Source organism: uncultured Ruegeria sp. (assembly GCF_947489545.1).
GTDB lineage: Bacteria > Pseudomonadota > Alphaproteobacteria > Rhodobacterales > Rhodobacteraceae > Ruegeria.
In genome coordinates this window covers 138,702-160,880 of the sequence record NZ_CANLDZ010000007.1, presented here as the reverse complement: position 1 = coordinate 160,880, position 22,179 = coordinate 138,702, and the positions used below count along the sequence as shown (strand labels likewise).

Here is a 22,179-nt window from a genome sequence, read left to right as displayed (position 1 = left end):
ACTCTGGGTCATCGCCTATGTCAAGAAAGCTAGTGTCTGCCGACCTGACTGACAAGGGCAACAAGCTTTCTCGTCACGAGTAACCCGCCTTGCTGTAGTCACTATAATACGAATAAGTCCCGTAGCCGTATTTGCGCTGCTTGTCTAAATCCACATCATTGATAAGCGTCGCCGTGGCCTCGATCCCGTGCATATCCAGCTTTTCGAATGCGTCCTGCAATTCTTCAAGCCGCGTACGCCCCCAACGAACGACAAACAGTGTCCCATCGATCAGCGACCCGACCCTGCAGGCATCGTTGACCACAAGGATTGGCGGCGTATCCACCAGAACCAGATCATAGCTGGGGTCAATGCGTGACTTAAGCTCACTCAGGAGCGCGCTTTCGTCTTTGACTGATGCGTCCGAGCGGACGGCAACGTTGAGAAGCGAAATAGAGTCTTTTGGCAGTCCTTCTATTTCCAACGCCTTTGGTCTTACTTTCCCAGACGCCGCGTCCTCTAGCGAATTTATCGAATGCACGGCGCCGAGCGTGCGGCTGGCGCCTAACCTGTAGGAATCCAGATCGAGAACCAGAACTTTCAAACCTTCACGGGCAGCCGCCAACGCAATAGAGACGGCGACGGTTGATTTTCCTTCGCTCGGAAGGCCAGACGTCACCAAGACAACCCGCCCCAGACCTTCGCGATTGAACCAAAGCGTCAAAAAGTTTCGCAATGCTTCGGCATACGGTGAGCGCGGGTTATCCACAAAAAACGGGACAAGTTCCTGTTTTTTATCCCATAGTTTGCGTCTCTTGATTTTAGGCAAAAAGCCGTAATTCACAGCGCCCACAGACGCACTGATTTGCCCGTCGCTCCAGATCCGGGTGTTCATCGCTTCAAGCAGAGCGACAAGAAGCACGGACAAAAATGCACCGGCAAAAATGCCGCCGCCCAAAATCACGACCGGGTTAGGCCAGAAAGGTCGGGACGGGATACGGGCAATTGTGACTTGACGCGCGCCTTCCGAAACAAACTGCAGCTGGGTTTCAAGTTCATTCAATCGTTCAATTGAACTTTGGTACCGCGACCGCAGAAGCTCGAGCGATCGTTCCATGCCGATCAGTCGCAGCTCGGCCCGGGAACGGATCAGAAGATCCGAACGTGCAAGATCCAGTTCGCCCTTTAACTCTTCTGCTTCGGTCGATGTGGGATCGTCACCTGACACCACATCATATATCGCCTGTAGCCTTTCAATATCAGCGCGTTGGCGGTTGGGCAGTGTCTCGTCATCAAGACTGTTTTCCCGAACAAACGCCGCCAACGCAATTTCGTCAGCGGATAGCTCTTCATTCAGCTGTGTGACACGGGTGCGCAGGAAGTCGATGGACCGGGTGATGCCAGCCTGACGATCCCGGTCGCTTTCGGCAATGTAGGTTTCGGCGACAGTGTTGGCGATATCCGCGGCCAGTCGTGCATCATGGGATTCCGCATCGATCTTGATCGCCAAGCTCTCTCCCTGCCGTGCGATACTGTAGGACCCCAACAACTTGTCCACGACCTGCTCGCGCCGCAATTCTGGCGGCACCGGTTGATCCGGCGGCGGGGCCGGCATGAACTCGGTATTGGTGTATAGATCCATGTTCTGCGCTACATCTGCGGCAAACTCGCGGGATCTGAGGATATCAAGTTGGGTTTCGATCGCCACGCGCGACAACTCGAACGTTTCCAGCTGAACGTCGGTTGTGCGAACGCGGGTATCCAGCTGAGCCATCACAACAGTGGATTGAGCGCTATAGCTCGGCTCCAACCGTTTAAGCACGTAATAAGCCACCACAAAAAACAGGATGCAAATCCCGATCATGAGCACCGCATGCCGCCGCAACACGGTCCAGATCATCGGCCGCGCAAATCGTTCGAATTGATTGGCCTGATAGGGTCGTTCAAGATTATCTGGCACTGCTCTTTCCAGTTAGTAAAACGTTGTTCCGACCTTGATCTGGGCGGCACATTTACGCGACCTTGGCCCAAAGAATCGGTTTCGTGTCATCCGGGAGTTAACCCACCTCGCCTCTTGCGATTGAACCGGTATCTGGTGACAATCGCAAGACACTGTTGGTGCTCTTAGTGTATTTGTCGGGACAATCCTAGAAAACAGAGGGCATTCGCACAAAACTGGGCAATTTGGTCCCGGTTTCCACTCTCTTACCCTCAGAAGCTGATGTCGGAAACAATTTCATTAAAACCAGTCGAATCGTTTATGATTTCTTGCAGGTCAAAGCGTCTCTCTCGGGGAACGACGCCCTGTATCACTTGATTCGCCGGACCCGGTTCAGCACTTCTTGCAAATCATATCCAATTCGAACACAGTGGGGTGCGCGTATCTTTTTCTTCACCCCTGCGTGCAGTTTTATCGTCAGCAAAGCTTGACGAATTTTTTTTGATTTTGATGTGTTGTGGCCCGCCGCGTGGTACTGAGTTGGATTGAAGTGTGAATAGAGTGCCCGAAATTCTGCTGTGCGTAGTCTTGGGTGTGGTGGCCCTGCCCTTTTTCCTGATCGCTTGCCTGATCGTGGTTGTTTCTGTAGGCACGCCGCTGATGTTTTCCCAGCCGCGCTGCGGGCGCGGAGGACAAATCTTCCGGTTGTTCAAACTGCGCAGTATGTCCGCGGCCCGTGGGTCCGACGGCGCATTGCTGCCCGATGATCAGCGTCAAACCAAGGCGACAGCGCTTATCCGGCGGCTACGGCTGGACGAAATCCCACAGCTGCTGCTGATTTTACGTGGTCATATGGCTCTGGTCGGACCCCGCCCCTTATTGCCCGAAACCATCGAAAGCTTTGGAACCGAAGGCCAGTATCGCTGCTCCGTTCGGCCCGGCTTGACAGGATGGGCACAGGTCAGTGGAAACACCAACCTCAGCAATACAGAAAAACTGGGTTTGGATCTTTGGTATGTGGCGCATCGATCAACCATGTTGGATCTGCGGATCATGGCTGAAACCATTGGTGTTGCCATTTGGGGCGAACACCGACGGATCGATCGTATTGAGGCAGCCGCCCGATGGCTGCAGGACCACCCCCCCCCAAAGACCAGTCTACAGGGGTCACCGGCATGAAAACCATTCTAGTTGGTGCCGTTGAAACGTCGCATGCCGCTCTGGTGTCGATCTGCGCCGCGGGCCATGCGCCGGATCTGGTTATGACGCTGCCCCCTCATCTTTCGCATCGTCATTCCGATTTTGTAGATCTAAGCGGTGTGGCCAATCGTTATGGGGTGCCGATTGAATACATCGAGAAAACCAACGCCCCTGAAACGCTTGAAAAAATCGAGACGGTGCAGCCTGACCTGGTTCTGGTCATTGGATGGTCGCAAATTTGCGATGCAGCCTTTCGCGCCATTCCTCGGATAGGTTGCATTGGCTTTCACCCTTCGGCCTTGCCGCGCCTGAGGGGTCGCGGTGTGATCCCCTGGACCGTTCTTATGCAGGAACGCAATGTCGGATCATCGCTGTTCTGGCTGGGCGAAGGGGCAGATGACGGGCCAATCGCGGCCCAGGCCCGCTATGCGGTTGATCCTGACAAAGTCACCGCCCGAGATTTGTATGATCGGTCGCTGCGCGCGATCTCCGGCCTATTGCCACCCTTGCTGGAACAGATCGCCGTCGGCGATATCCCACGAGAGCCACAGCCACAGACTGGCATCAGCGTATGCGCGCGCCGCCGCCCCGAAGATGGGCTGATCGACTGGTCTCGCCCCGCGACCGAAATTGACCGGTTGATCCGTGCGTCTGGCCCACCTTACCCAGGTGCCTTCACTCATGGGCCTGATGGCCGCCAACTGGTGATAACGCAATCCGCACCTACCGAACCCGATGGCTACTACATCGGGCTGCCTGGTCAGGTGCAGGCCATCAATGGCCAAGGCTTTACCGTAGCCTGCGGCGACGGCCGGTGTCTGGACATTCTGGAATGGTCTGGGGCTGATATTCCGCCAGCCATACATTCGAAATTGGGAAAGACAACATGATTACCACTGACTTACTCAGTGCTGGAGCCGGCCCCGCGCTGGTCATCGCCCCTCATCCAGATGATGAGGTACTTGGCGCAGGTGGCACGATAGCGCGGCTGGTCGATGCGGGCCGTGAGGTACACGTGGTTGTCGTCACCCGCGCAAAACCACCAAAATTTGAGGACGCTCAGACCGAAATCACACGGGCTGAAGCACGCCGGTCGCATGAGTTTCTGGGCGTGACCAAAACGCATTGGTTGGATTTCACGGCCGCCGAGCTGTCCGAGCAGCCACATTCCGACCTGAACGCAGCCCTTGGCACATTGGTGCGCGACCTTGGCGCCGATCTGATCCTGGCTCCGCACCCTGGCGATATTCATATGGATCACCAGCTGACATTCCTGTCCAGCCTTGTGGCCAGTCGTCCACACCAGGATGATTATCCAGCGACCATTGCCGCCTACGAAACATTATCGGAAACAAACTGGAACGCCCCATATCTGACGCCGCCTTTCATACCCAATGTCTTTGTCGACATCTCGGATACGCTGGAACGCAAGCTAAAGGCGTTTGCCATGTTTGAAAGCCAGGCGAAGCTTCCACCGCATGAACGCTCGGTCGAAAGCATAAGGGCGCTGGCAACCTTGCGCGGCGCGACCGTGCATCGACATGCAGCCGAAGGGTTCGTGCTGGTGCGGACCGTCGTCTAACAGGAGGATTGAACATGCCTTCATGGCCCATCTACGATCAGGAACAGATAGACGCGGTCAGCCAGGTTCTGGCCTCGGGTAAGGTCAATGCGTGGACCGGTCCTGATGTGCGCGCGTTCGAAGAAGAATACCGCGCCTATACCGGGTCCTCTCATGCAATCGCCATGGCCAACGGCACCCTGACACTGGACGCCGCGATGCATGTGTTGAATCTGAACCCCGGGGATGAGGTGATTGTGACGCCGCGCAGTTTCATCGCATCCGCCAGTTCCGTAATGCTGGCCGGAGGCACGCCCGTTTTTGCCGATGTCGACCCGGTCACACAAAACCTGACAGTTGAAACGATTGCCCCGCTGATCACACCGCGCACGCGCGGGATCATTCCAGTGCATCTGGGCGGTTGGCCATGTGACATGGACGCAATCATGGATCTGGCGCGCGCTCATGATTTATGGGTGATCGAGGATTGTGCACAGGCCCATGGTGCGATGATTGATGACCGGCATGTTGGTACCATCGGAACCTTTGGATCGTACTCGTTCTGTCAGGACAAGATCATGACAACGGGTGGTGAGGGTGGCTTGCTGCTGACCAATAACGACGCTCTCTGGTCGAAGGTCTGGAGCTACAAGGACCACGGAAAAGGATATGACACCGTATTCAACACATCACATCCGCCGGGTTTTCGCTGGTTGCACGATTCAGGTCCGGGTACAAACCTGCGCATGACCGGCCCCTCCGCAGCGCTGGGTCGCGTGCAGTTGAAGCGGCTCAATGATTGGCGCGCCCACCGGACTGCAAACGCTGAACTGTTGGCCGACGCATTGGCCTCTTGCCCGGCATTCCGCGTGCCAGTTCCGCCCCAAGGGCTAACCCACGCTTACTATCGTTTCTATGCGTTTGTACGTCCGGAAGCATTGGCAACAGGTTGGTCCCGCGACCGGATAATTGCCGAGATTACCGATGCCGGGTTCCCTGCATTCTCGGGCAGTTGTTCCGAGATTTATCTGGAAGAAACGTTCACTAAGAATGGATTAGGTCCAGCCGATTATCTGCCCGTCGCGCGGGAGCTGGGCGAAACAAGCTTGGCCTTCCTTGTCGATCCGACCTGGTCTCAGGACGACGCCGCACGCCTTGCTCAGTGCATTGTAGACATCGGCAATCGCGCATTGGCTGTGCAGAAGGCTGGCTAGATGATCCTTCACGTGGTCACAGATTTCTCGACACAGGGCGGAGCGCAGGCCATGTTGGCGCGCTTACTTGCGCACTCGGGTGAGCGTGCAGTCGTTGTGGCCCTGACGGAAGTGTCTGACCGCTGCCGTGCAATGGCCGGGAATGATAACGTTGAATACATCTCTCTCCATGCCAGATCCCCACTGTCTTTTCCGCACGCCATATGGCGGATCGCACGGCTGATCCGGGTTCACAAACCTGACGTCGTCTTGTGCTGGATGTATCACGCGATGGTCGTCGGATTGATTGCAAAGCTGATATCGATGCGACGGGTACCTGTGATCTGGACCGTACGTCAGGCATTGGATGATCCGGCCGCCTTTACCCGCAGCACCCGGGTTGCGGTTGGTCTGTCGCAGAAACTCTCGCGGTTCAGTGATGGGATCATCTACAACTCGACCCGGGCATTGCAACAGCACGCCAAATACGGGTTTTCAGAAGCCAACGCGAGCGTCGTGCCGAACGGGTTTCTGCTGCCCAAAAATGTACAATCGCGAAAAGGCCCGGCACGGGTTTTTGGGCTGGCCGCACGGTTTCATCCGCAAAAGGACTTTGAGACCTTCTTTCGAGCCTTTGCCATCGCGCGGCGTTCGGTACCCGACCTGACGGCCCGACTGGCAGGGGACGGTGTTACCGCCGACAACGCCGCGCTGCGCGATTTGCTGACCGAAAACAACCTTTCGGAGGACAGCGTGGTGCTGTGTGGCGACTTGCATGACATGTCGAACTTCTACGACAGTATCGATATGTTGGTTTTGTCCTCGCGCACAGAAGGTTTTCCAAATGTCATTGCAGAAGCCATGAGCTATGGTCGACCTGTTGTTACAACCGACGTTGGTGATGCGGCCAAAATCGTTGGCGAAAGCGGGTATGTTGTACCCGCGCGCGATGCACAGGCGCTTGGGCAATCTCTGACTGACGCAGCAAATTGGTCGTCCGAGGAATATGGCGGGCGCAGCCAAGCCGCCCGTGATTGCATTGCGGACAGCTATTCATTGGCCGCGATCGCCGAAGCCTATGATTCAGTGCTGCGCGGTGTTGGAACGCAGGCGCGGGCATCCACCGCCCCGCATGCCGGATAGGAAGACGAGGTCATGTGCGGAATAGCCGGATATCTTGCATTCAAACCCGTCGGCCTTGAAAACGGGACCACGAGCCTCAAGGCGATGTGCGACAGTATCCAGCATCGCGGGCCGGACGCTGACGGCATGTTTGTCGATCAGGACACTGGCATTGCGTTGGGGCAACGACGGTTGGCGATTGTGGATTTAACGGAAACTGGCGAACAACCGATGACATCGCCCAGTGGCCGCTATTGCATTGTCTACAACGGCGAAATCTATGGTTTTCTGGAGCTGCGCCAACAGCTGATTGACCATGGGGTCACATTCCGCGGGACATCCGATACCGAGGTTCTGTTGGCGTCGATGGATCTGTGGGGTATTCGCAAGACCCTGGACCTAGTGCATGGAATGTTTGCCTTTGCAGTATTCGATCGGCAAAGCAACAGAGTTGTATTTGCCCGGGACCGGCTAGGCAAAAAACCTTTGTATCTGGGCATCAAAGGCGGTCACCTGCTATTTGGATCGGAGTTGAAAGCCCTGCGCGCCCACCCCGCGTTTGGCACACCCGAGGTCGATAGGCGCGCGCAAGCGCAGTACGCGCGCTATGCGTTTATCCCGGCACCACTGACCATCTATCAGGGTGTGATGAAGCTCCCGGCGGGGACGATGGTTGAGGTGCAGTTGGACGCCCCGCCTGTGTCGTCAGATGATCTGGTCGATAGCTTGCGAACGTTTTGGGATTTGCGTGACAGGGTTGAGGCGTGCCGGGCTGATCCTTACGGCGATGAAACGCAGGCACTTGGTGGGATCGAAGACGCTTTGCACGCCGCAGTTGGCGAGCGCATGGTAGCGGATGTCCCTGTTGGCACCTTTTTGTCGGGCGGGATCGATTCCAGCCTGATCACCGCGATGATGCAGGAACAAGCTGCTGGAAAAGTCATCAGCTTTACCGTCCGGTTCGATCACGATGCGACAAACGAGGCCGATCACGCGGCCGCGATCGCCAAGCATTTGGGGACAGATCACCACGAGGTTACGGCGACGCCTGAAATGGCATTTGATTTGCTGCAAAAGCTTCCGCAGGTCTACGATGAACCATTTGCCGACCCGTCAGCCTTTCCGACATTGCTGGTGTCAGAATTGGCACGCGCACAGCTTAAGGTCGTCATGTCTGGTGATGGTGGGGACGAGTCTTTTGGGGGCTATGAACGCTATGTTCGCATGATGGCGATGGAGCGCATTGGGGCGAAGTTACCCGGTCCTGCTGTTTCTGCACTGGCGGCGTCCCCAGCTTTTGTCACAAGCGCTGCCGCAAAAGTATTACGACCGCTCGCCCCAGCATCGATGCGTGATCAGATTACCCCGGATCGACTGTCCAAAGTGGCCTCGATCGCACGTCACCCTGATTTCCGCAGCCGATATGACGCGCTGTTCACGTTATGGAACCCGCCTGCTGCCAGCTGTCAGGGTGTGTTTCATTCGCACCAGATACCGGACGGGCTGAGTTCCGTAGATAAGATGATGCTGCTGGATTCCGAATTGTACCTGCCAGAGAGTATTCTGGTCAAAGCGGATCGAGCGTCGATGTCTACTGGGTTGGAAATTCGCGCGCCGCTGCTGGACTACCGCGTTGTTGAGGCCGCGTGGCGGTCGCCGGATTCACTGCGCTACGACGGGAAGTCCGGCAAGGTTGCCTTGCGTCGGCTGCTGGACAAGCGCGTGCCCAAATCACTGTATGATCGCCCCAAGCAAGGCTTTGGCATTCCTTTGAACGATTGGCTACGAGGGCCACTCAAATCCATCGCCAATGAGGTTTTTGCCTCCGACAACCTGGTCGGAGACGTATTTGATCGGACACAACTGAACAAGCGCTGGACCGAGCATTTGTCAGGCGCCCGCAACTGGGGCCCACATCTTTGGGTCGTTCTGATGTACCACTTCTGGCAGGAAGAGTGGCTTCGCTGAAGCAGGTAACTCTCCAACCCCACTTAAGGTCCTGGATCGCCTGCCAGAAAACTCAGATACTCCTCAAGGTTCGACCATCCGTCGCCATCGCGGTCTTTCCAGGTGTCTTCGCGATCATTCGGGTCAAGCCCCTCATGCGTTTCTTCCCATTCATCGGGCAAGCCGTCCAGGTCCCTGTCGTCCAACACATTGACCTCGGGCAAATCCGGCCAACCACCCACTTCGTCCGGGTGATCGATCCTATGCCCATCACATCCAAGCATGTTTTCGACGATAGACGCGTCCAGACTGTCCAATTGTCGATCGGGCCCGAACCGTGCGCCAACATGCGCCGCGACATGATCCAAGACGCCGCCAACCGGTTGCGGCGTGACCGAGAGTGGGAACGCGGGCTGTTCCACGACATTTGGAACAGCCGCCTCATCTACGATCCGACCCTGTTTCGATCGGTCACATAAAACATCCAGCCGGTTGTCCATGTACAGGTTGTCTTCCTCAAACACTTCCAGCTTGTTGTCGGGCTCGACTGGGAAAACCTCGATCGCTGCAGGGCGATTGCGGTCCCGCGTGCTAGGTCCGGGCAGAATCACATTGCCCACATAGTTGATCCAGGTGTCACCATAGAGGTTTCGGAACTCACCAAATTGCGAAGTTGCGTCGTAGAACACGTTATTGACGATATCGACCGGCCCCAAAGGGGATGATGAGATATCCGGGTTTCTGTCCCGATTATGCGCGAACAGATTGCCAAACAGCGTGATCCGCCCACAATCGGAAACTGCCCCATCCTTGGCGCAGATCAACGCGCCTTTCGAGTGGCGTCGTTCGTTGTGCGAAGATTTGTCCAAACCATAAGCCGCAATGGTGTTGGCGATGGTGATGTCGTGGCTGGCTTTTCGTTCGGTACCGATGCTGAGATTTTCGTCGACACCAAATGCAATTGAAACATGGTCAATATAAATGTTCGAGCTGCTTTCGATAATCAACCCATCGACGCTCGGGGATTTTTCCTTGCTGGGGCCGGGTCGGAACTTGAGATAGCGCAACAGAATGTCACTAGATTCGTAGATCATCAGCGGCGATTTCTGAACATTCCCAACCCGCAACTGAATGCCCTGCCCCGGCGCGGTTTGCCCCGCAATATAGGTGTTGGGAGATACGCGAAGTTGCTTGTCGACGACAATCGTGCCCGAAACAGCAAACAGGCACACCCGACCGACACCCGGGTGCTGCAGGCATTCGCGCAAGCTGCCACGTCCAGAGTCCGCAAGGGTGGTAACGTAAAACACACTGCCGCCACGCCACCCGGTCGCGTGTTTGCCGTACCCCTCCGCGCCCGGAAAAGCGACATTCGCGCTATTCGCGCCATCAGTGAGACCACCTGTTGCAAGCGAAAACGTCAATGCAGCGGATTGAATAAGAGTCAGACAAAGAGAACTTGAAAAGCGCATGTTGGAACCAAGTGTTGCCGAAACCAAAAAACGAAACTCCGGAGATTGTCTCAATCCCCGGAACAGAGCCTAGCTGATGCAATCAGGTTTGACACCCCAAACGATAAGCAGAGTCAAAATCTGGCAAAGTTTTGATTGCGCACATAAAGTTGGGCGCCGGTGACCTTTGTCAGATCACAAACACGCTTCCAACAGCGCGTTTGCCGATATCCGGGCTTCCCCTTCGGAGAGGGATCGTTGCATGGTGCAATCGTGAAAACGCAGGAGCCTTTGAGTGCTTTCAAATGAAACATATCGGAACGTGCTGGCATTCGCTGTCGTCGGATCACTAGCATTCTTCGTGGACGCCGGGGTTTTTACAACGTTGAACACACTTGGTGCGGGAACGTTGGCATCACGGTGCGTTTCGATTTTGGCTTCGTTCACATTCACTTGGTACCTGAACCGCACCTTCACCTTTCGAACCACCAAACCGGCGAGCTTCGTTGAGTTTCTCAGCTACGTGGGTGGCATGCAGATCGGATTGCTGACCAATTTCAGCACGTTCTTTGTTGTGCTTTATCTATCAGATATTGCCAAAGCCTATCCTGTTATCGCCTTGGCGATCGCAACGCTTGCCGGGATGGTCATCAACTTTATGGTTTCGCGACGGATATTAAAGAAATAGGAATACTTATTAAGCGAAACTCAATTATTGCTTCAAAGAAGTGCTGTAAGTACTCTGAGGGCATTGTTCGATTTAAGACGATGTTAACTAGTTGGGGAAAACCCTTTCGTGTTTAAGAACTTTTTTTTGATAGCCATCAGTGCACTAGTCAGTTTGGGGGTCGTAGAGATTGGACTACGATTGTTTGACCCTCTGAATTTCGAGCCACATATCAGCCGAAAACAAGCAAATGTGCCTTTGGTTAACAGTGAAAATTTCTTCTGCGTGGGTGGACCAAACCGACGCTCCCCCCATGACATCGTGTATTCACGGGAAACCCCCAACCAATCCTATTTCGAGTTTCGCAACGCGACCGTCACATTTATTGAAATCAACGAACATGGATTCCGTGGGGATTTTTCGTCAGATGACGACAAAGCCCAGATTATCGTTCTGGGCGACTCGTTCACCCGCGGAACGCTTGCGGATGAGACCGAAACCATTCCAGCCCTTTTGTCCATGTGGTCTGACGATTCCCATTTTGTGAATCTGGGAACCGGCGGTCATGGGACGCTGCAGCACGCCCTTACCTATGAAGAATTCAAAGATCAGATTCCACACGACATAGTTCTGATGTTCGTCTTCAACCGAAACGATCTGGTCGACAATGTCAGGTTTCGCAAATGGCAGGACAACCCCAGCACACGATCACAAAACCCAACCTTCGTTCAACGGGTCAAGCGCGCGGTCGGAAAACTGTATGTTGGCAAGCTGATTCTGCAGTTCAAACAAGCGCTGTTTGATCGAGAACTCTATCCGTCGGTTCCCACGGAAACAGAACAGGCACTGTTCTTTGAATCGCTTCGCGACCTGACGCAATCGATCAAAGATCAGGGTGCCCGTCTGATTGTGTTGTCCCTGCCTGATATCTCCGAATTCATTGGGGAAGATACAGTGACATTTCGGGACGACCCGATTGGCTACGCCGATGCGACGCGTGCCCTCATCGCGCAAGGGGCCGACGAGTACGGCTACACCTACGTGAACCTGAAGCCCGTTCTCGTACAGTTCTCAGAGGATTTGGGTATTCCCACCAGCAGTCTTTTCGGCAGCCCCGACCATCACCTGCAGGAGCTTGGCAACTTCGCTGTGGCGTCTACAGTCGCTCAGCTGTTGCAAGACGAAGGTGTTTCCGTTTTCGACCCGGACGTTGAATTTGTTGATCGGACGCGGTTCGATCCCTCTAATGTCGCCTGCCCCTAAGGTTGGCAATCAGTCCTCGTCTGCTTCACCCAAAAGAACAAATTTGCGCCCATGCAATGAGATATGCAGCGGATACTCTGGCAGATGCATCGAATGCAGGCGCTTGTGGAACTCGGTTACATCGATATCCAACGGCAGTTTCTGCAAGGTGGACAGCTCTTTCATCCGGCGTGCTTCGCCGCGCCAGGCTTCGGCGGATGAGGTCGCAACCTGATGGTTCAGATAGTTCTCGCCACCGGTTGCGATGCCGCCAACAACCTCCTGAAGCAGATGAAACAAGTACAGATGCGTTCGCGCGAGCACCGAGCGTAGACCATCGTGTTTTAGGATTGGAAAGCGGAGCGCCTTGATGATGGTGCCATTGTCGACCTTGGCATTTATGATATGCGCGGTCACGCCGTAGGTTTCGGCCCCTTCATAGAGCGCAAAGTTAATGCACCCGCTGCCTGGATACTCTGGCGGGCCCGGGTGAAAATTGATCGCCGCAATGGATGCCGCATCGATCAAGCCCTGATCCAAAATGAAGTAGCTGCGAAAACAAAAAATGTAGTCCCCGCGCCAGTTGCGCACCCAATCCGGCAGCGCCTGGCCCAGCCCCTGAGATTCGACGTAACTGACATCAAAGCCCGCAAAATTCAGAAACTGTAGCGCCTTTTGCGTTCCATCACAGTTTTCCCGACCAAAAAATAGTACGGTCGGACGGTCTTCCTGTTTCGCCGGATCAATGCCATTTGTCATCAAGATCACTCGTTCAAATCATCGGTGCATGCACTTAGGATTAAAGCGCATTCAACAGACTATGGCACACAAGAAATTTGTGCTCTAGCGTTTCCATCGGGGCATAAAGGACCTGCGCCTTAACGCAGGCCCTGAGGACTTAGTCGATGATCGAGTTTAGCGTAGAGCTGGGGCGCATCACGGCCGCTGCTTTGGAAGGATCGGTATGATAGTACCCGCCCAGATCAGCGGCGGCGCCTTGTGCTGCAGCCATCTCCGACAAGATTTGGTCTTCATGGTCGGCCAACTGTTTCGCGACAGGTGCGAATTCGGCTGCCATATCAGCATCATCAGACTGGGCTGCCAACGCATCGGCCCAGTACCGTGCAAACCAATAGTGGCTGTCACGGTTATCGGGCTGACCAACTTTACGGCTTGGTGACTTGTTGTTGTCCAGAATGCCCTGCGTGGCCGTTTCGGCTGCGGCCCCAAGAACACCCGCCTTGGCGTTACCTTTGCTGTCAGCGAGGAAATTCAACGATTCCCCGAGCGCACAGAACTCACCCATCGAATCCCAACGCAGGTGGTTTTCCTCGACCAATTGCTGCACGTGTTTCGGTGCCGAACCACCCGCACCTGTTTCGAACAGGCCCCCGCCATTCATCAGTTTGACGATGGACAACATCTTGGCCGAGGTGCCCAATTCAAGGATTGGGAATAGATCAGTCAGGTAGTCCCGCAGAACGTTGCCGGTAATGGCAATCGAGTCTTTGCCCGCGGTTATCGTCTCCAACGATTGCCGCGTTGCTTCACGCGGCGCCATAATCATGAATTTGTCAGCAACGCCAGCAGCTTCAAGTGCAGGCTTAACGTACTTGATTAACTCGGCGTCGTGGGCGCGGTTTGCGTCCAGCCAGAAGATCGCTTCGGACCCGGTCAGGCGCTGACGGTCTAGGGCCAGCTGGATCCAGTTTTCAATCGGCGCTTTCTTAACGGTGCAGGCGCGCCAGATGTCGCCCTTCTCCACATTGTGCGAATACAGCGTTTCGCCACTGGCCAGAACGATACGAATGATACCGTTTGCAGGCGCTTCAAACGTTGTTGGATGCGAACCGTATTCCTCTGCCTTCTGCGCCATCAACCCCACGTTGGCGACCGCACCTGCAGTGGCAGGGTTCAACGCGCCATTGGCTTTGAAGAAGTTGATCGACTCGTCATAAACGGTGGCATAGCAGCGGTCGGGGATCACACAATTGGTGTCGCCCTTTGCGCCTGCCTCATCCCAGCCTTTGCCGCCAGCGCGAATTACAGCGGGCATCGAGGCGTCGATGATTACGTCTGACGGCACGTGCAGGTTGGTAATGCCTTTGTCACTGTCCACCATATACATGGACGGCCGGTCAGTCTTGATCGCGTCGATGGCGGCCATGATGTCGGCATTGCCTTGAACCCGCTCCAATAAATCTCCCAGACCCGAGTTCGGATTCACACCCAGCGCGTCCAGTTCCGCGCTGAATTTGTCGAACACCGGGGCCAGCCACGCTTTAACGGCATAGCCAAAGATGATCGGGTCACTGACCTTCATCATCGTGGCCTTCATGTGCAGTGAGAACATGGTGCCGTCTTTCTTGGTGTCCTCGATGGCACCTGCCAGAAATGCTGACAAGGCTTTGACCGACATGAAGGTCGCATCGGCAACGGTACCTTCTGCCAGCGGCCAGCCGTCCTTAAGCACGGTTACGCCGCCGTCATTCCCAACAAATTCAATCTTTGCATCACCAGCCTGAGCGGCGGTGATAGTGGCCGACTTTTCATTCGCATAGAAGTCGTTGCCGGGCATCGAAGACACTTTGGTTTTGCTGTCGGACGCCCATTCCCCCATCGAATGCGGGTTTTTCTGCGCATAATTCTTGACCGCACGTGCCGCGCGACGATCACTGTTGCCCTCACGCAGTACCGGGTTCACAGCCGACCCCTTGATGGCGTCATAAAGCGCGCGAATTGCCTTTTCTTCGTTGGTCGACGGCTCTTCAGGGTAGGTCGGGATGTCGTAGCCCTGCGCCTGCAGCTCTTCAACAGCCGCAACCAGTTGCGGGACCGAGGCCGAAATGTTGGGCAGTTTGATGACGTTGGCATCAGGCGTTTTCACCAGCTCGCCCAAGGCGGCCAGATCATCGGTGATGCGCTGGTGTTCGCTCAGGTTCTCCGGGAACGTGGCCAGGATGCGCCCGGCCAGTGAAATGTCCTTGGTCCCAACACTGACACCCGCGGCCGATGCGAACTTGCGAATGATGGGCAGGAACGAGGCGCTGGCCAGTTCGGGCGCTTCGTCTACAATGGTATACAATATGTCGAAGTGTGAGTTATCTGCCATATTCTTTTACCTTTTTTAGCCTTCAGGGGCGTGCGATCCAAGAGTTTGTGCCACATCTGCGCGGCGCGGGAGGGGCGCGTTGTTGGTACTGCCCCTGGGTGACTCTGTTTTGACAGGGCCTCCCTTAAATCACGTTTGTCTTGGAATCAATCGCAACTGGGCGCGCGTTTTGCCACGGGTTGGCTAAAAAAGACCACCGGTATGAAATTGAACGTTTGCAGGTAGCAGAATGTAGTTGCGACCTGCTGGCTAGCCAGCTGCCTTGCCTGCAACCTACCTAAAACGCTGCCCTGTTTCAGGATCGAACACCATTGCGCGTTCGGGTTGGACCAAAATGCCGATACGCTCACCGGTTGCGCTGCGTTGGTCGTCACGTTCCTCAATGATCAGCTTATCGCCACTCGGCGTCAGCAGGTATGTATAAGACACGCCGCCGAGCGCTTCGGTCAGATCCACCGTGCAGGAATCAGCCGAGCGGTCGATGTGGATATGTTCAGGCCGCATGCCCAGCGTCACTTTGTTCAGGCCCACGGGCACGTTTGCCGAAATGGGCAGCGGTTGGCTGAGCGCAGGGTGAGTCACCTGGCCATCTGCAAAGTCGCATTCCAGGAAGTTCATCGCGGGGGAGCCGATGAAACCGGCGACAAACCGATTGTCCGGATCACGATACAGATCCATGGGCGCACCCACCTGTTCAATGCGACCATCGCGCAGCACAACGATCTTGTCAGCCATGGTCATCGCCTCGACCTGATCATGGGTCACATAGATCATGGTCGCCCCGATTTCCTGATGCAGGCGCGCGATTTCAACACGCATCTCGACCCGCAGTTCTGCGTCCAGATTGGAAAGCGGTTCGTCGAACAAAAACACTTCGGGACCGCGGACAATGGCCCGACCGATGGCAACACGCTGCCTCTGTCCGCCGGACAGTGCCTTGGGCTTGCGTTTAAGATATTGATCCAACTTCAGAATGCCCGAGGCTTCCTGAACTTTCTGTTCGATCTGGGCTTTGTCGACGCCGTTCATACGCAGGCCAAACCCCATATTCTCGGCAACCGTCATGTGCGGATAAAGCGCGTAGGTCTGAAAAACCATCGCTACCCCGCGTTTGGCGGGGTCGACATGGGTAACCTCGCGCGCGCCGATGTGAATTTCCCCCTCCGAGGTCTCTTCGAGCCCCGCAATCATCCTGAGAAGAGTGGACTTGCCACAGCCCGAAGGGCCAACAAAGACGCAAAACTCTCCGTCTTCGATCTGCAGATCAATTCCGTGAATGACCTGTGTCTGGCCATAGCGCTTGATCGCTCCGTTCAGAGTTACTCCGGTCATGTTGCTTGCATCCTGTCATTGCTTACGTTCTGGCGCGTGTCGGGAAACCGCCACGCCTGAGCTTCGGTTCCGATTTGGTCGGCCACACGGCGAACACGGGGAACCCAGGCCTCGAGTTGATTGAAATCCATCCGGTTTGTTGAACCCGTTACCGAGATTGCACCCAGCAATCGGCCACCCGAGGTCAGAATTGGGCAGGCGATGCAGATGATGCCGGGCTCATGCTCTTCATCATCAATCGCGTAACCGCGTTGTCGAATCCGGATGAGATCGGCCCGAAGCGCTTGTTCTGAGGTCAGGGTCTTGTCGGTGAACCGGTGGTAGCTTTGCTGAGATACCGCTTTGTTCAGCGCATCATCGTCAAGATATGCCATCATCGCCTTGCCGACGCCCGTGCAATAGGCTGGCCCCACCTTACCTGCCTGCGAAAACATCTCAACCGGCTTCGCCGCGTTGCGTTTATCGACATACAGAACTTGGCTGGAATCGAGCTGCGCCAGATGCACCGTTTCGCCGGTTTCCCGGCTGAGGGCATCCAGAAATGGCCGAGCGATTGGCGCCAGTGAGCTTTGGGTCCACGCCGCGTGTGCCAGCCTGACCAACCGCATCCCCGGCGTGTAAGTCTGACGGTCCGGATCGTAAGACAACATGCCCTGATTGGTTAGCGATTGCAGGAACCGATACAGAGTCGCCTTTGGGAAATCACTATTGTCCAGCAATTCAGCGAATCGGACCGGCCGTTCAAAAGCCGCCACCTGATCAAGCACATCACATGCTTTACCTATTGTTCCGTCACCAGCCACGGGTGCCTTATCTCCTCCACTTACCCGCGGGCCACTGGCACGAGGGTCTTGACAAGACTAACCGATTTGATGTGTAGTTTTCAATATATAAAACTAAGTTCCACTATATGGAACATGATGGAAGCTAAGGGAGGAAACCATGCATTCCATTTTCAAGCGCACGGCCGCGGCGTTGGCGACCAGTGTGGCAATAGCCGCTCCGGCATCAGCTGAACTGACAGGCGAGCTGCGAATCTTCTTGGACACATCGAACCCCGCGCCCCGCGCGACGATGGAAGCGATGATCGAGCGATTCGCGGCGCAACACCCCGGGCTGGAGATCGAAACCACGGTCATCGACCGTGAGGCGTATAAAACTCAGATCCGCAACTTCCTGACGGCGGACACGCCGGACGTTGCCACATGGTACGCGGCGAACCGGATGAAGCCTTATGTTGAGGCCGGACTTTTTGAAGACGTGTCGGACTTGTGGGCCGAACCTGCAATTGCCGACAACCTGGCGTCGACCAAAGGCGCGATGACCATTGATGGCAAGCAATGGGGCGTGCCCTATACCTACTACCAGTGGGGTGTTTACTATCGCAAAGACATCTTTGATGAGCTGGGGCTGAGCGAACCGACCACTTGGGAAGAAGAACTGGCCAACTGTCAGAAAATCGTGGAGTCGGGCCGCGCCTGTTACACAATCGGCACCAAGTTCCTTTGGACCGCCGGGGGCTGGTTCGACTATCTGAACATGCGTACCAACGGGTTCGACTTCCACCAGCAATTGGCCAATGGCGAAATCAGCTGGGAAGACGACCGGGTCAAGCAGACCTTTGCCAACTGGAAACAGCTGATCGACATGGGTGCGTTCATCGACAACCACCAGACCTACAGCTGGCAGGAAGCCCTGCCCTTCATGGTCAAAGGCGATGCGACCGCATACCTGATGGGCAACTTTGCTGTGGCACCGCTGCGCGAAGCGGGTCTGACCGATGATCAACTGGACTTCTATCAGTTCGTTGCCATCAATCCGGATGTTGAACTGGCCGAAGACGCGCCAACCGATACGTTCCACATCCCGGCCAACGCTGCCAACAAGGAAGCCGCGCGCGAGTTCCTGCGCTTTGCCGTATCTCCTGACGAACAGACCGAGATTAACAATGGCGCAAACCTCGGCCAGCTTCCGGTCAATGCACAATCGTCAGTTGATGAGGACAAGTTCCTGCAGCAAGGATTCCAGATGTTGTCGGCGAACAGCCCCGGTGGCGTAGCCCAGTTCTGGGACCGTGATGCGCCGGCTGAAATGGCCAAAGCGTCGATGGAAGGTTTCCAGGAATTCATGGTCAAGCCTGACAACGCAGACAAGATCCTGTCCAAGCTGGAACGCGCACGCCAGCGGATCTACGACAACTAAGAAATTGGATAGGCCGGGCTCAGGCCCGGCCTATGCCGACACCAGATTTAGGGTGGGTTTCAGCCCACCGCCACAATCGGGAAAATCGCCATGACCACTGCAGCCGACGTCCCTGAACAAGAAAGCTGGTTCCACAGGAATCAACAGCGTATCGCGCCCTGGCTTTTTTTGGCCCCGGGCCTGCTGTTTTTTATGGTCTATGTGATCATCCCGGTGTTCCAGTCATTCAACCTGTCACTGTATGAATGGGACGGGCTCGGGGCTGCTGAATATGTCGGGTTTCGCAACTATGAAGATCTGTATTGGGAGTGGTCCGACCGAGATGCCTTCTACATCTCGCTCAAGAACAACCTGATCTGGCTTCTACTGTATCTTCTGGCAATTCCCGCAGGACTGTTCATCGCACTGTTCCTTAACCAGACGGTCTGGGGCATACGCCTGTATAAATCGCTGTTTTTCTTTCCATTCGTTATCTCTCAGGTGGTGGTGGGCCTTGTTTTCACATGGTTTTACGACCCGACATTCGGCCTGCTAAACGAATTCCTCGGCATGTTTGGTATGGGTCCGTTGAACGTGCTGGGCGACGAACGGTTCGTGACGTATGGCATCATCTTTGCGGGTCTCTGGCCGCAGACGGCCTATTGCATGATCCTTTATCTAACTGGCCTGAACGCTGTGGACCCGGAACAGATCGAAGCCGGACGTCTGGACGGAGCAAAAGGTGGGCGGATGTTGTGGCACATCATTCTGCCACAGCTGCGCCCTGCCACGTTCATCGCCTTTGTCGTCACCATCATCGGCGCGCTGCGATCCTTTGACCTGATCTCGATCATGACGCAGGGCGGGCCGTTTGGGTCGTCCCGCGTGCTGGCCTACTACATGTTCGAAGTCGCCCTGTCTGAATATGGATTCCGTATGGGATACGGTGCCGCCATCGCGGTGATCCTGTTCCTTATCATGCTGTGTTTCATCGCCTATTTCCTTTGGTCGATGTACCGCGAAGAAAAGGGGTACTGAGATGTTTCCGAAACCTATCGAAAAACAACCCCGCGCGACGCAGATTACCTATCAGGCAATGTTGCCGCTGGCGTTGCTGCTTTGGCTTGGACCCCTGTTGGCCGTCGCCCTGTTCTCGGTCAAACCCGAGGCGGATTTCACCAACGCCAACTATTGGGGCATGCCGTCCAGCTTTGAGGGCGCGTTCAACTACGGCCAGGTGTTCTTCAACTCGGACATGCCGCGCTATTTGATGAACTCGTTTCTGATCACGGTCCCCACCGTCATCGGATGTGTCGCACTCAGCAGCATGACCGGGTTCGCGTTGGGTATTTACAAGTTCAAATCGAACCTGTGGATCTTTTTCATGTTTGTGGCGGGTAACTTCGTGCCCTTCCAGATCCTGATGGTGCCCGTGCGCGATTTGACGCTGGAGCTGGGCCTTTACAATACCAAAACCGGCCTGGTCCTGTTTCATATCGCCTTCCAAACCGGGTTCTGCACGCTGTTCATGCGAAACTTCATCCGCGCACTTCCATTTGAACTGATCGAGGCCGCCCGGGTCGAAGGGATTAGCGAATGGCGTATCTTCTGGTACGTGGTCCTGCCGCTGATGAAGCCCGCGATTGCCGCACTTAGTGTGCTGATTTTTACCTTCATCTGGAACGACTATTTCTGGGCCGTTGTTTTGACCCAAGGCGCTGAAAGTCAGCCGGTGACGGCAGGGATTACCAGCTTTAACGCGCAATTCAGGGCGGCTTATCAATTAATGAGTGCCGGTTCCATCGTTGCGGCATTGCCGCCGGTGGCCATGTTCTTCCTGATGCAGAAACACTTCATCGCGGGTTTGACCCTCGGTGCCGTAAAATAACTTCGAACCGGAGTTCGCTACATGACCAGAATCACCTTTATTGGTGCGGGTTCCACGATTTTCATGCAAAACATCGTGGGCGACGCACTGCTGACCCCTGCGCTAGCTGACAGTCATTTTGCACTGATGGATATTGATCCGGTGCGCCTCGCCGAAAGCGAGACCGTGGCCCAGGCCATGATCCGCTCGGTTGGGACCGGCGCGACCGTCTCAACGCACGCCGACCGACGTGCTGCGCTCGACGGCGCGGATTTCGTCATCACCGCGTTTCAGATCGGCGGATACCAGCCCTGCACGGTGACGGATTTCGAGATCCCCAAGCAGTATGGCCTGCGTCAGACGATTGCCGACACGATGGGCGTAGGCGGGATCATGCGGGGTCTGCGCACGGTTCCCGTTCTGTGGGACGTCGCGCAGGACATGATGCAGCTCTGTCCGAATGCCACGTTGCTGCAATACGTAAACCCGATGGCAATCAACACATGGGCGCTGGCCGAGCGTTTCCCTAGCTTGAATCATGTGGGCCTGTGCCATTCGGTGCAAAACACAGTTGAAGAACTGGCCCACGATCTGGATCTGCCCAAGGACGAGTTTCGTTACAAGGTTGCCGGTATCAATCACGTCGCCTTTTTCTTGAAATTGGAACATGACGGTCGCGATCTCTACCCGACCTTGCGTCAGGGCTATCAAAGCGGTCGCCTGCCGAAGCCGCCGCTGTTGATGCCCCGCTGCCCGAACAAGGTACGGTACGAGGTGATGAATCATCTGGGCTATTTCTGTACCGAAAGCTCTGAGCATTTCGCGGAATATGTTCCGTGGTTCATCAAAAATGGTCGCAAGGACCTGATCGAACAGTTCGGCATTCCACTCGATGAGTACCCGACGCGCTGTGTCGAGCAGGTCGCCAACTGGAAGGAACAAGCCAAGACCTTGACGGATGGCCGCGACATTGAAGTCACCCGCAGTCACGAATTTGCGGCAGACCTGATGAACGCAATCGTCACTAACACCGCTTACGCCACGTATGGCAACCTGCCCAATACCGGCCAGATCCCGCAACTGCCCTTGGGTGCAGTCGTTGAAACGCCGTGCCTCGTGGATGCAAATGGCGTTCAGCCCTCAGTCGTCACGGATATCCCACCGCAGTTGGTTGCTCTGATGCGCACGCAGATCAATGTGCAGGAACTGACCGTGCGGGCATTGGTTGAGCAGAACCCCGAACACATCTATCACGCGGCCATGCTGGACCCACATACCGCAGCTGAGCTGGACTTGCGCCAGATTCGCAATCTGGTGAGTGATCTTCTCGCTGCGCACGCCGATTGGCTGCCAGAGTGGTGCAAACCCGCCAAGGCTGCCTGACCC

At 55.5% G+C, this 22,179-nt stretch carries 18 protein-coding genes; 12 read left to right on the top strand and 6 right to left on the bottom strand.

The genetic code is table 11. The features are described 5' to 3' along the window. Positions 1 to 73: 73 nt before the first annotated feature. Positions 74 to 1,939 (bottom strand): AAA family ATPase, encoded by a 1,866-nt coding sequence (locus Q1B13_RS12130; RefSeq protein ID WP_299080215.1) that lies wholly within the window; start codon positions 1,937 to 1,939, stop codon positions 74 to 76. Positions 1,940 to 2,479: 540 nt separating this feature from the next. Between Q1B13_RS12130 and Q1B13_RS12125 the strand changes: the two genes are divergently transcribed. The 6 genes from Q1B13_RS12125 to asnB are packed head-to-tail and all read left to right on the top strand — an operon-like array spanning position 2,480 to position 8,962. Then, positions 2,480 to 3,097 carry a sugar transferase gene (locus tag Q1B13_RS12125; RefSeq protein WP_299799816.1) on the top strand — a complete coding sequence of 206 codons (618 nt, stop codon included), beginning with the start codon at positions 2,480 to 2,482 and terminating at the stop codon, positions 3,095 to 3,097. Next, a complete protein-coding gene (locus Q1B13_RS12120) occupies positions 3,094 to 4,008 on the top strand; it encodes a formyltransferase family protein (RefSeq protein ID WP_299080221.1) in 915 nt (304 codons plus the stop codon). The genes Q1B13_RS12125 and Q1B13_RS12120 overlap by 4 nt, the downstream gene beginning before the upstream one ends. Then, positions 4,005 to 4,700 (top strand): PIG-L deacetylase family protein, encoded by a 696-nt coding sequence (locus tag Q1B13_RS12115; RefSeq protein ID WP_298935041.1) that lies wholly within the window; start codon positions 4,005 to 4,007, stop codon positions 4,698 to 4,700. The genes Q1B13_RS12120 and Q1B13_RS12115 overlap by 4 nt, the downstream gene beginning before the upstream one ends. A 14-nt stretch (positions 4,701 to 4,714) precedes the next feature. Next, positions 4,715 to 5,893 carry a DegT/DnrJ/EryC1/StrS aminotransferase family protein gene (locus tag Q1B13_RS12110; protein WP_299080224.1) on the top strand — a complete coding sequence of 393 codons (1,179 nt, stop codon included), beginning with the start codon at positions 4,715 to 4,717 and terminating at the stop codon, positions 5,891 to 5,893. After that, entirely contained in the window at positions 5,894 to 7,015 is a 1,122-nt protein-coding gene (locus tag Q1B13_RS12105; protein WP_299080227.1) for a glycosyltransferase, read from the top strand. 12 nt (positions 7,016 to 7,027) lie between these two features. Further along, a complete protein-coding gene (gene asnB, locus Q1B13_RS12100; RefSeq protein ID WP_299080230.1) occupies positions 7,028 to 8,962 on the top strand; it encodes an asparagine synthase (glutamine-hydrolyzing) in 1,935 nt (644 codons plus the stop codon). 23 nt (positions 8,963 to 8,985) lie between these two features. Here the strand turns inward: asnB and Q1B13_RS12095 are convergent, their stop codons facing one another. Next, positions 8,986 to 10,365 carry a hypothetical protein gene (locus tag Q1B13_RS12095; protein ID WP_299799815.1) on the bottom strand — a complete coding sequence of 460 codons (1,380 nt, stop codon included), beginning with the start codon at positions 10,363 to 10,365 and terminating at the stop codon, positions 8,986 to 8,988. A 322-nt stretch (positions 10,366 to 10,687) separates the two neighbouring features. Here Q1B13_RS12095 and Q1B13_RS12090 point away from each other — a divergent pair, with 322 nt between their 5' ends. Together Q1B13_RS12090 and Q1B13_RS12085 are read left to right on the top strand one after the other, a co-directional pair. Further along, the gene (locus Q1B13_RS12090) at positions 10,688 to 11,080 is read left to right on the top strand and encodes a GtrA family protein (RefSeq protein WP_298935046.1); all 393 of its coding nucleotides are present in this window, start codon (positions 10,688 to 10,690) and stop codon (positions 11,078 to 11,080) included. Positions 11,081 to 11,380: 300 nt separating this feature from the next. Next, on the top strand, positions 11,381 to 12,322 hold the full coding sequence (locus Q1B13_RS12085; protein WP_299799813.1) for an SGNH/GDSL hydrolase family protein: 942 nt from the start codon (positions 11,381 to 11,383) through the stop codon (positions 12,320 to 12,322). A gap of 9 nt (positions 12,323 to 12,331) precedes the next feature. Here the strand turns inward: Q1B13_RS12085 and Q1B13_RS12080 are convergent, their stop codons facing one another. The 4 genes from Q1B13_RS12080 to Q1B13_RS12065 form a co-directional block, all read right to left on the bottom strand. Beyond that, positions 12,332 to 13,060: a formyltransferase family protein gene (locus Q1B13_RS12080; protein WP_299080240.1), complete on the bottom strand. Its 729-nt coding sequence runs from the start codon at positions 13,058 to 13,060 to the stop codon at positions 12,332 to 12,334. Positions 13,061 to 13,199: 139 nt separating this feature from the next. Continuing rightward, positions 13,200 to 15,413, bottom strand: a complete 2,214-nt coding sequence (locus Q1B13_RS12075; RefSeq protein ID WP_299080243.1) for an NADP-dependent isocitrate dehydrogenase — start codon at positions 15,411 to 15,413, stop codon at positions 13,200 to 13,202. Between the two features lie 273 nt (positions 15,414 to 15,686). Then, the gene (locus Q1B13_RS12070) at positions 15,687 to 16,745 is read right to left on the bottom strand and encodes an ABC transporter ATP-binding protein (protein WP_299080246.1); all 1,059 of its coding nucleotides are present in this window, start codon (positions 16,743 to 16,745) and stop codon (positions 15,687 to 15,689) included. Beyond that, on the bottom strand, positions 16,742 to 17,548 hold the full coding sequence (locus tag Q1B13_RS12065; protein WP_298935054.1) for an IclR family transcriptional regulator: 807 nt from the start codon (positions 17,546 to 17,548) through the stop codon (positions 16,742 to 16,744). Before Q1B13_RS12065 ends, Q1B13_RS12070 begins: the two co-directional genes overlap by 4 nt. Before the next feature lie 139 nt (positions 17,549 to 17,687). On the opposite strand from Q1B13_RS12065, the gene Q1B13_RS12060 reads away from it, so the two are divergent. From Q1B13_RS12060 to Q1B13_RS12045, 4 genes are all read left to right on the top strand, one after another. Continuing rightward, entirely contained in the window at positions 17,688 to 18,947 is a 1,260-nt protein-coding gene (locus tag Q1B13_RS12060) for an ABC transporter substrate-binding protein (RefSeq protein ID WP_298935056.1), read from the top strand. 90 nt (positions 18,948 to 19,037) lie between these two features. Beyond that, complete coding sequence (locus tag Q1B13_RS12055; RefSeq protein WP_299080249.1) at positions 19,038 to 19,964, top strand: carbohydrate ABC transporter permease; 927 nt, start codon at positions 19,038 to 19,040, stop codon at positions 19,962 to 19,964. Position 19,965: 1 nt separating this feature from the next. Then, the gene (locus Q1B13_RS12050) at positions 19,966 to 20,814 is read left to right on the top strand and encodes a carbohydrate ABC transporter permease (protein WP_298935060.1); all 849 of its coding nucleotides are present in this window, start codon (positions 19,966 to 19,968) and stop codon (positions 20,812 to 20,814) included. 21 nt (positions 20,815 to 20,835) lie between these two features. Next, entirely contained in the window at positions 20,836 to 22,176 is a 1,341-nt protein-coding gene (locus tag Q1B13_RS12045) for an alpha-glucosidase/alpha-galactosidase (RefSeq protein ID WP_299080252.1), read from the top strand. The last annotated feature ends 3 nt before the right edge of the window (positions 22,177 to 22,179 follow it).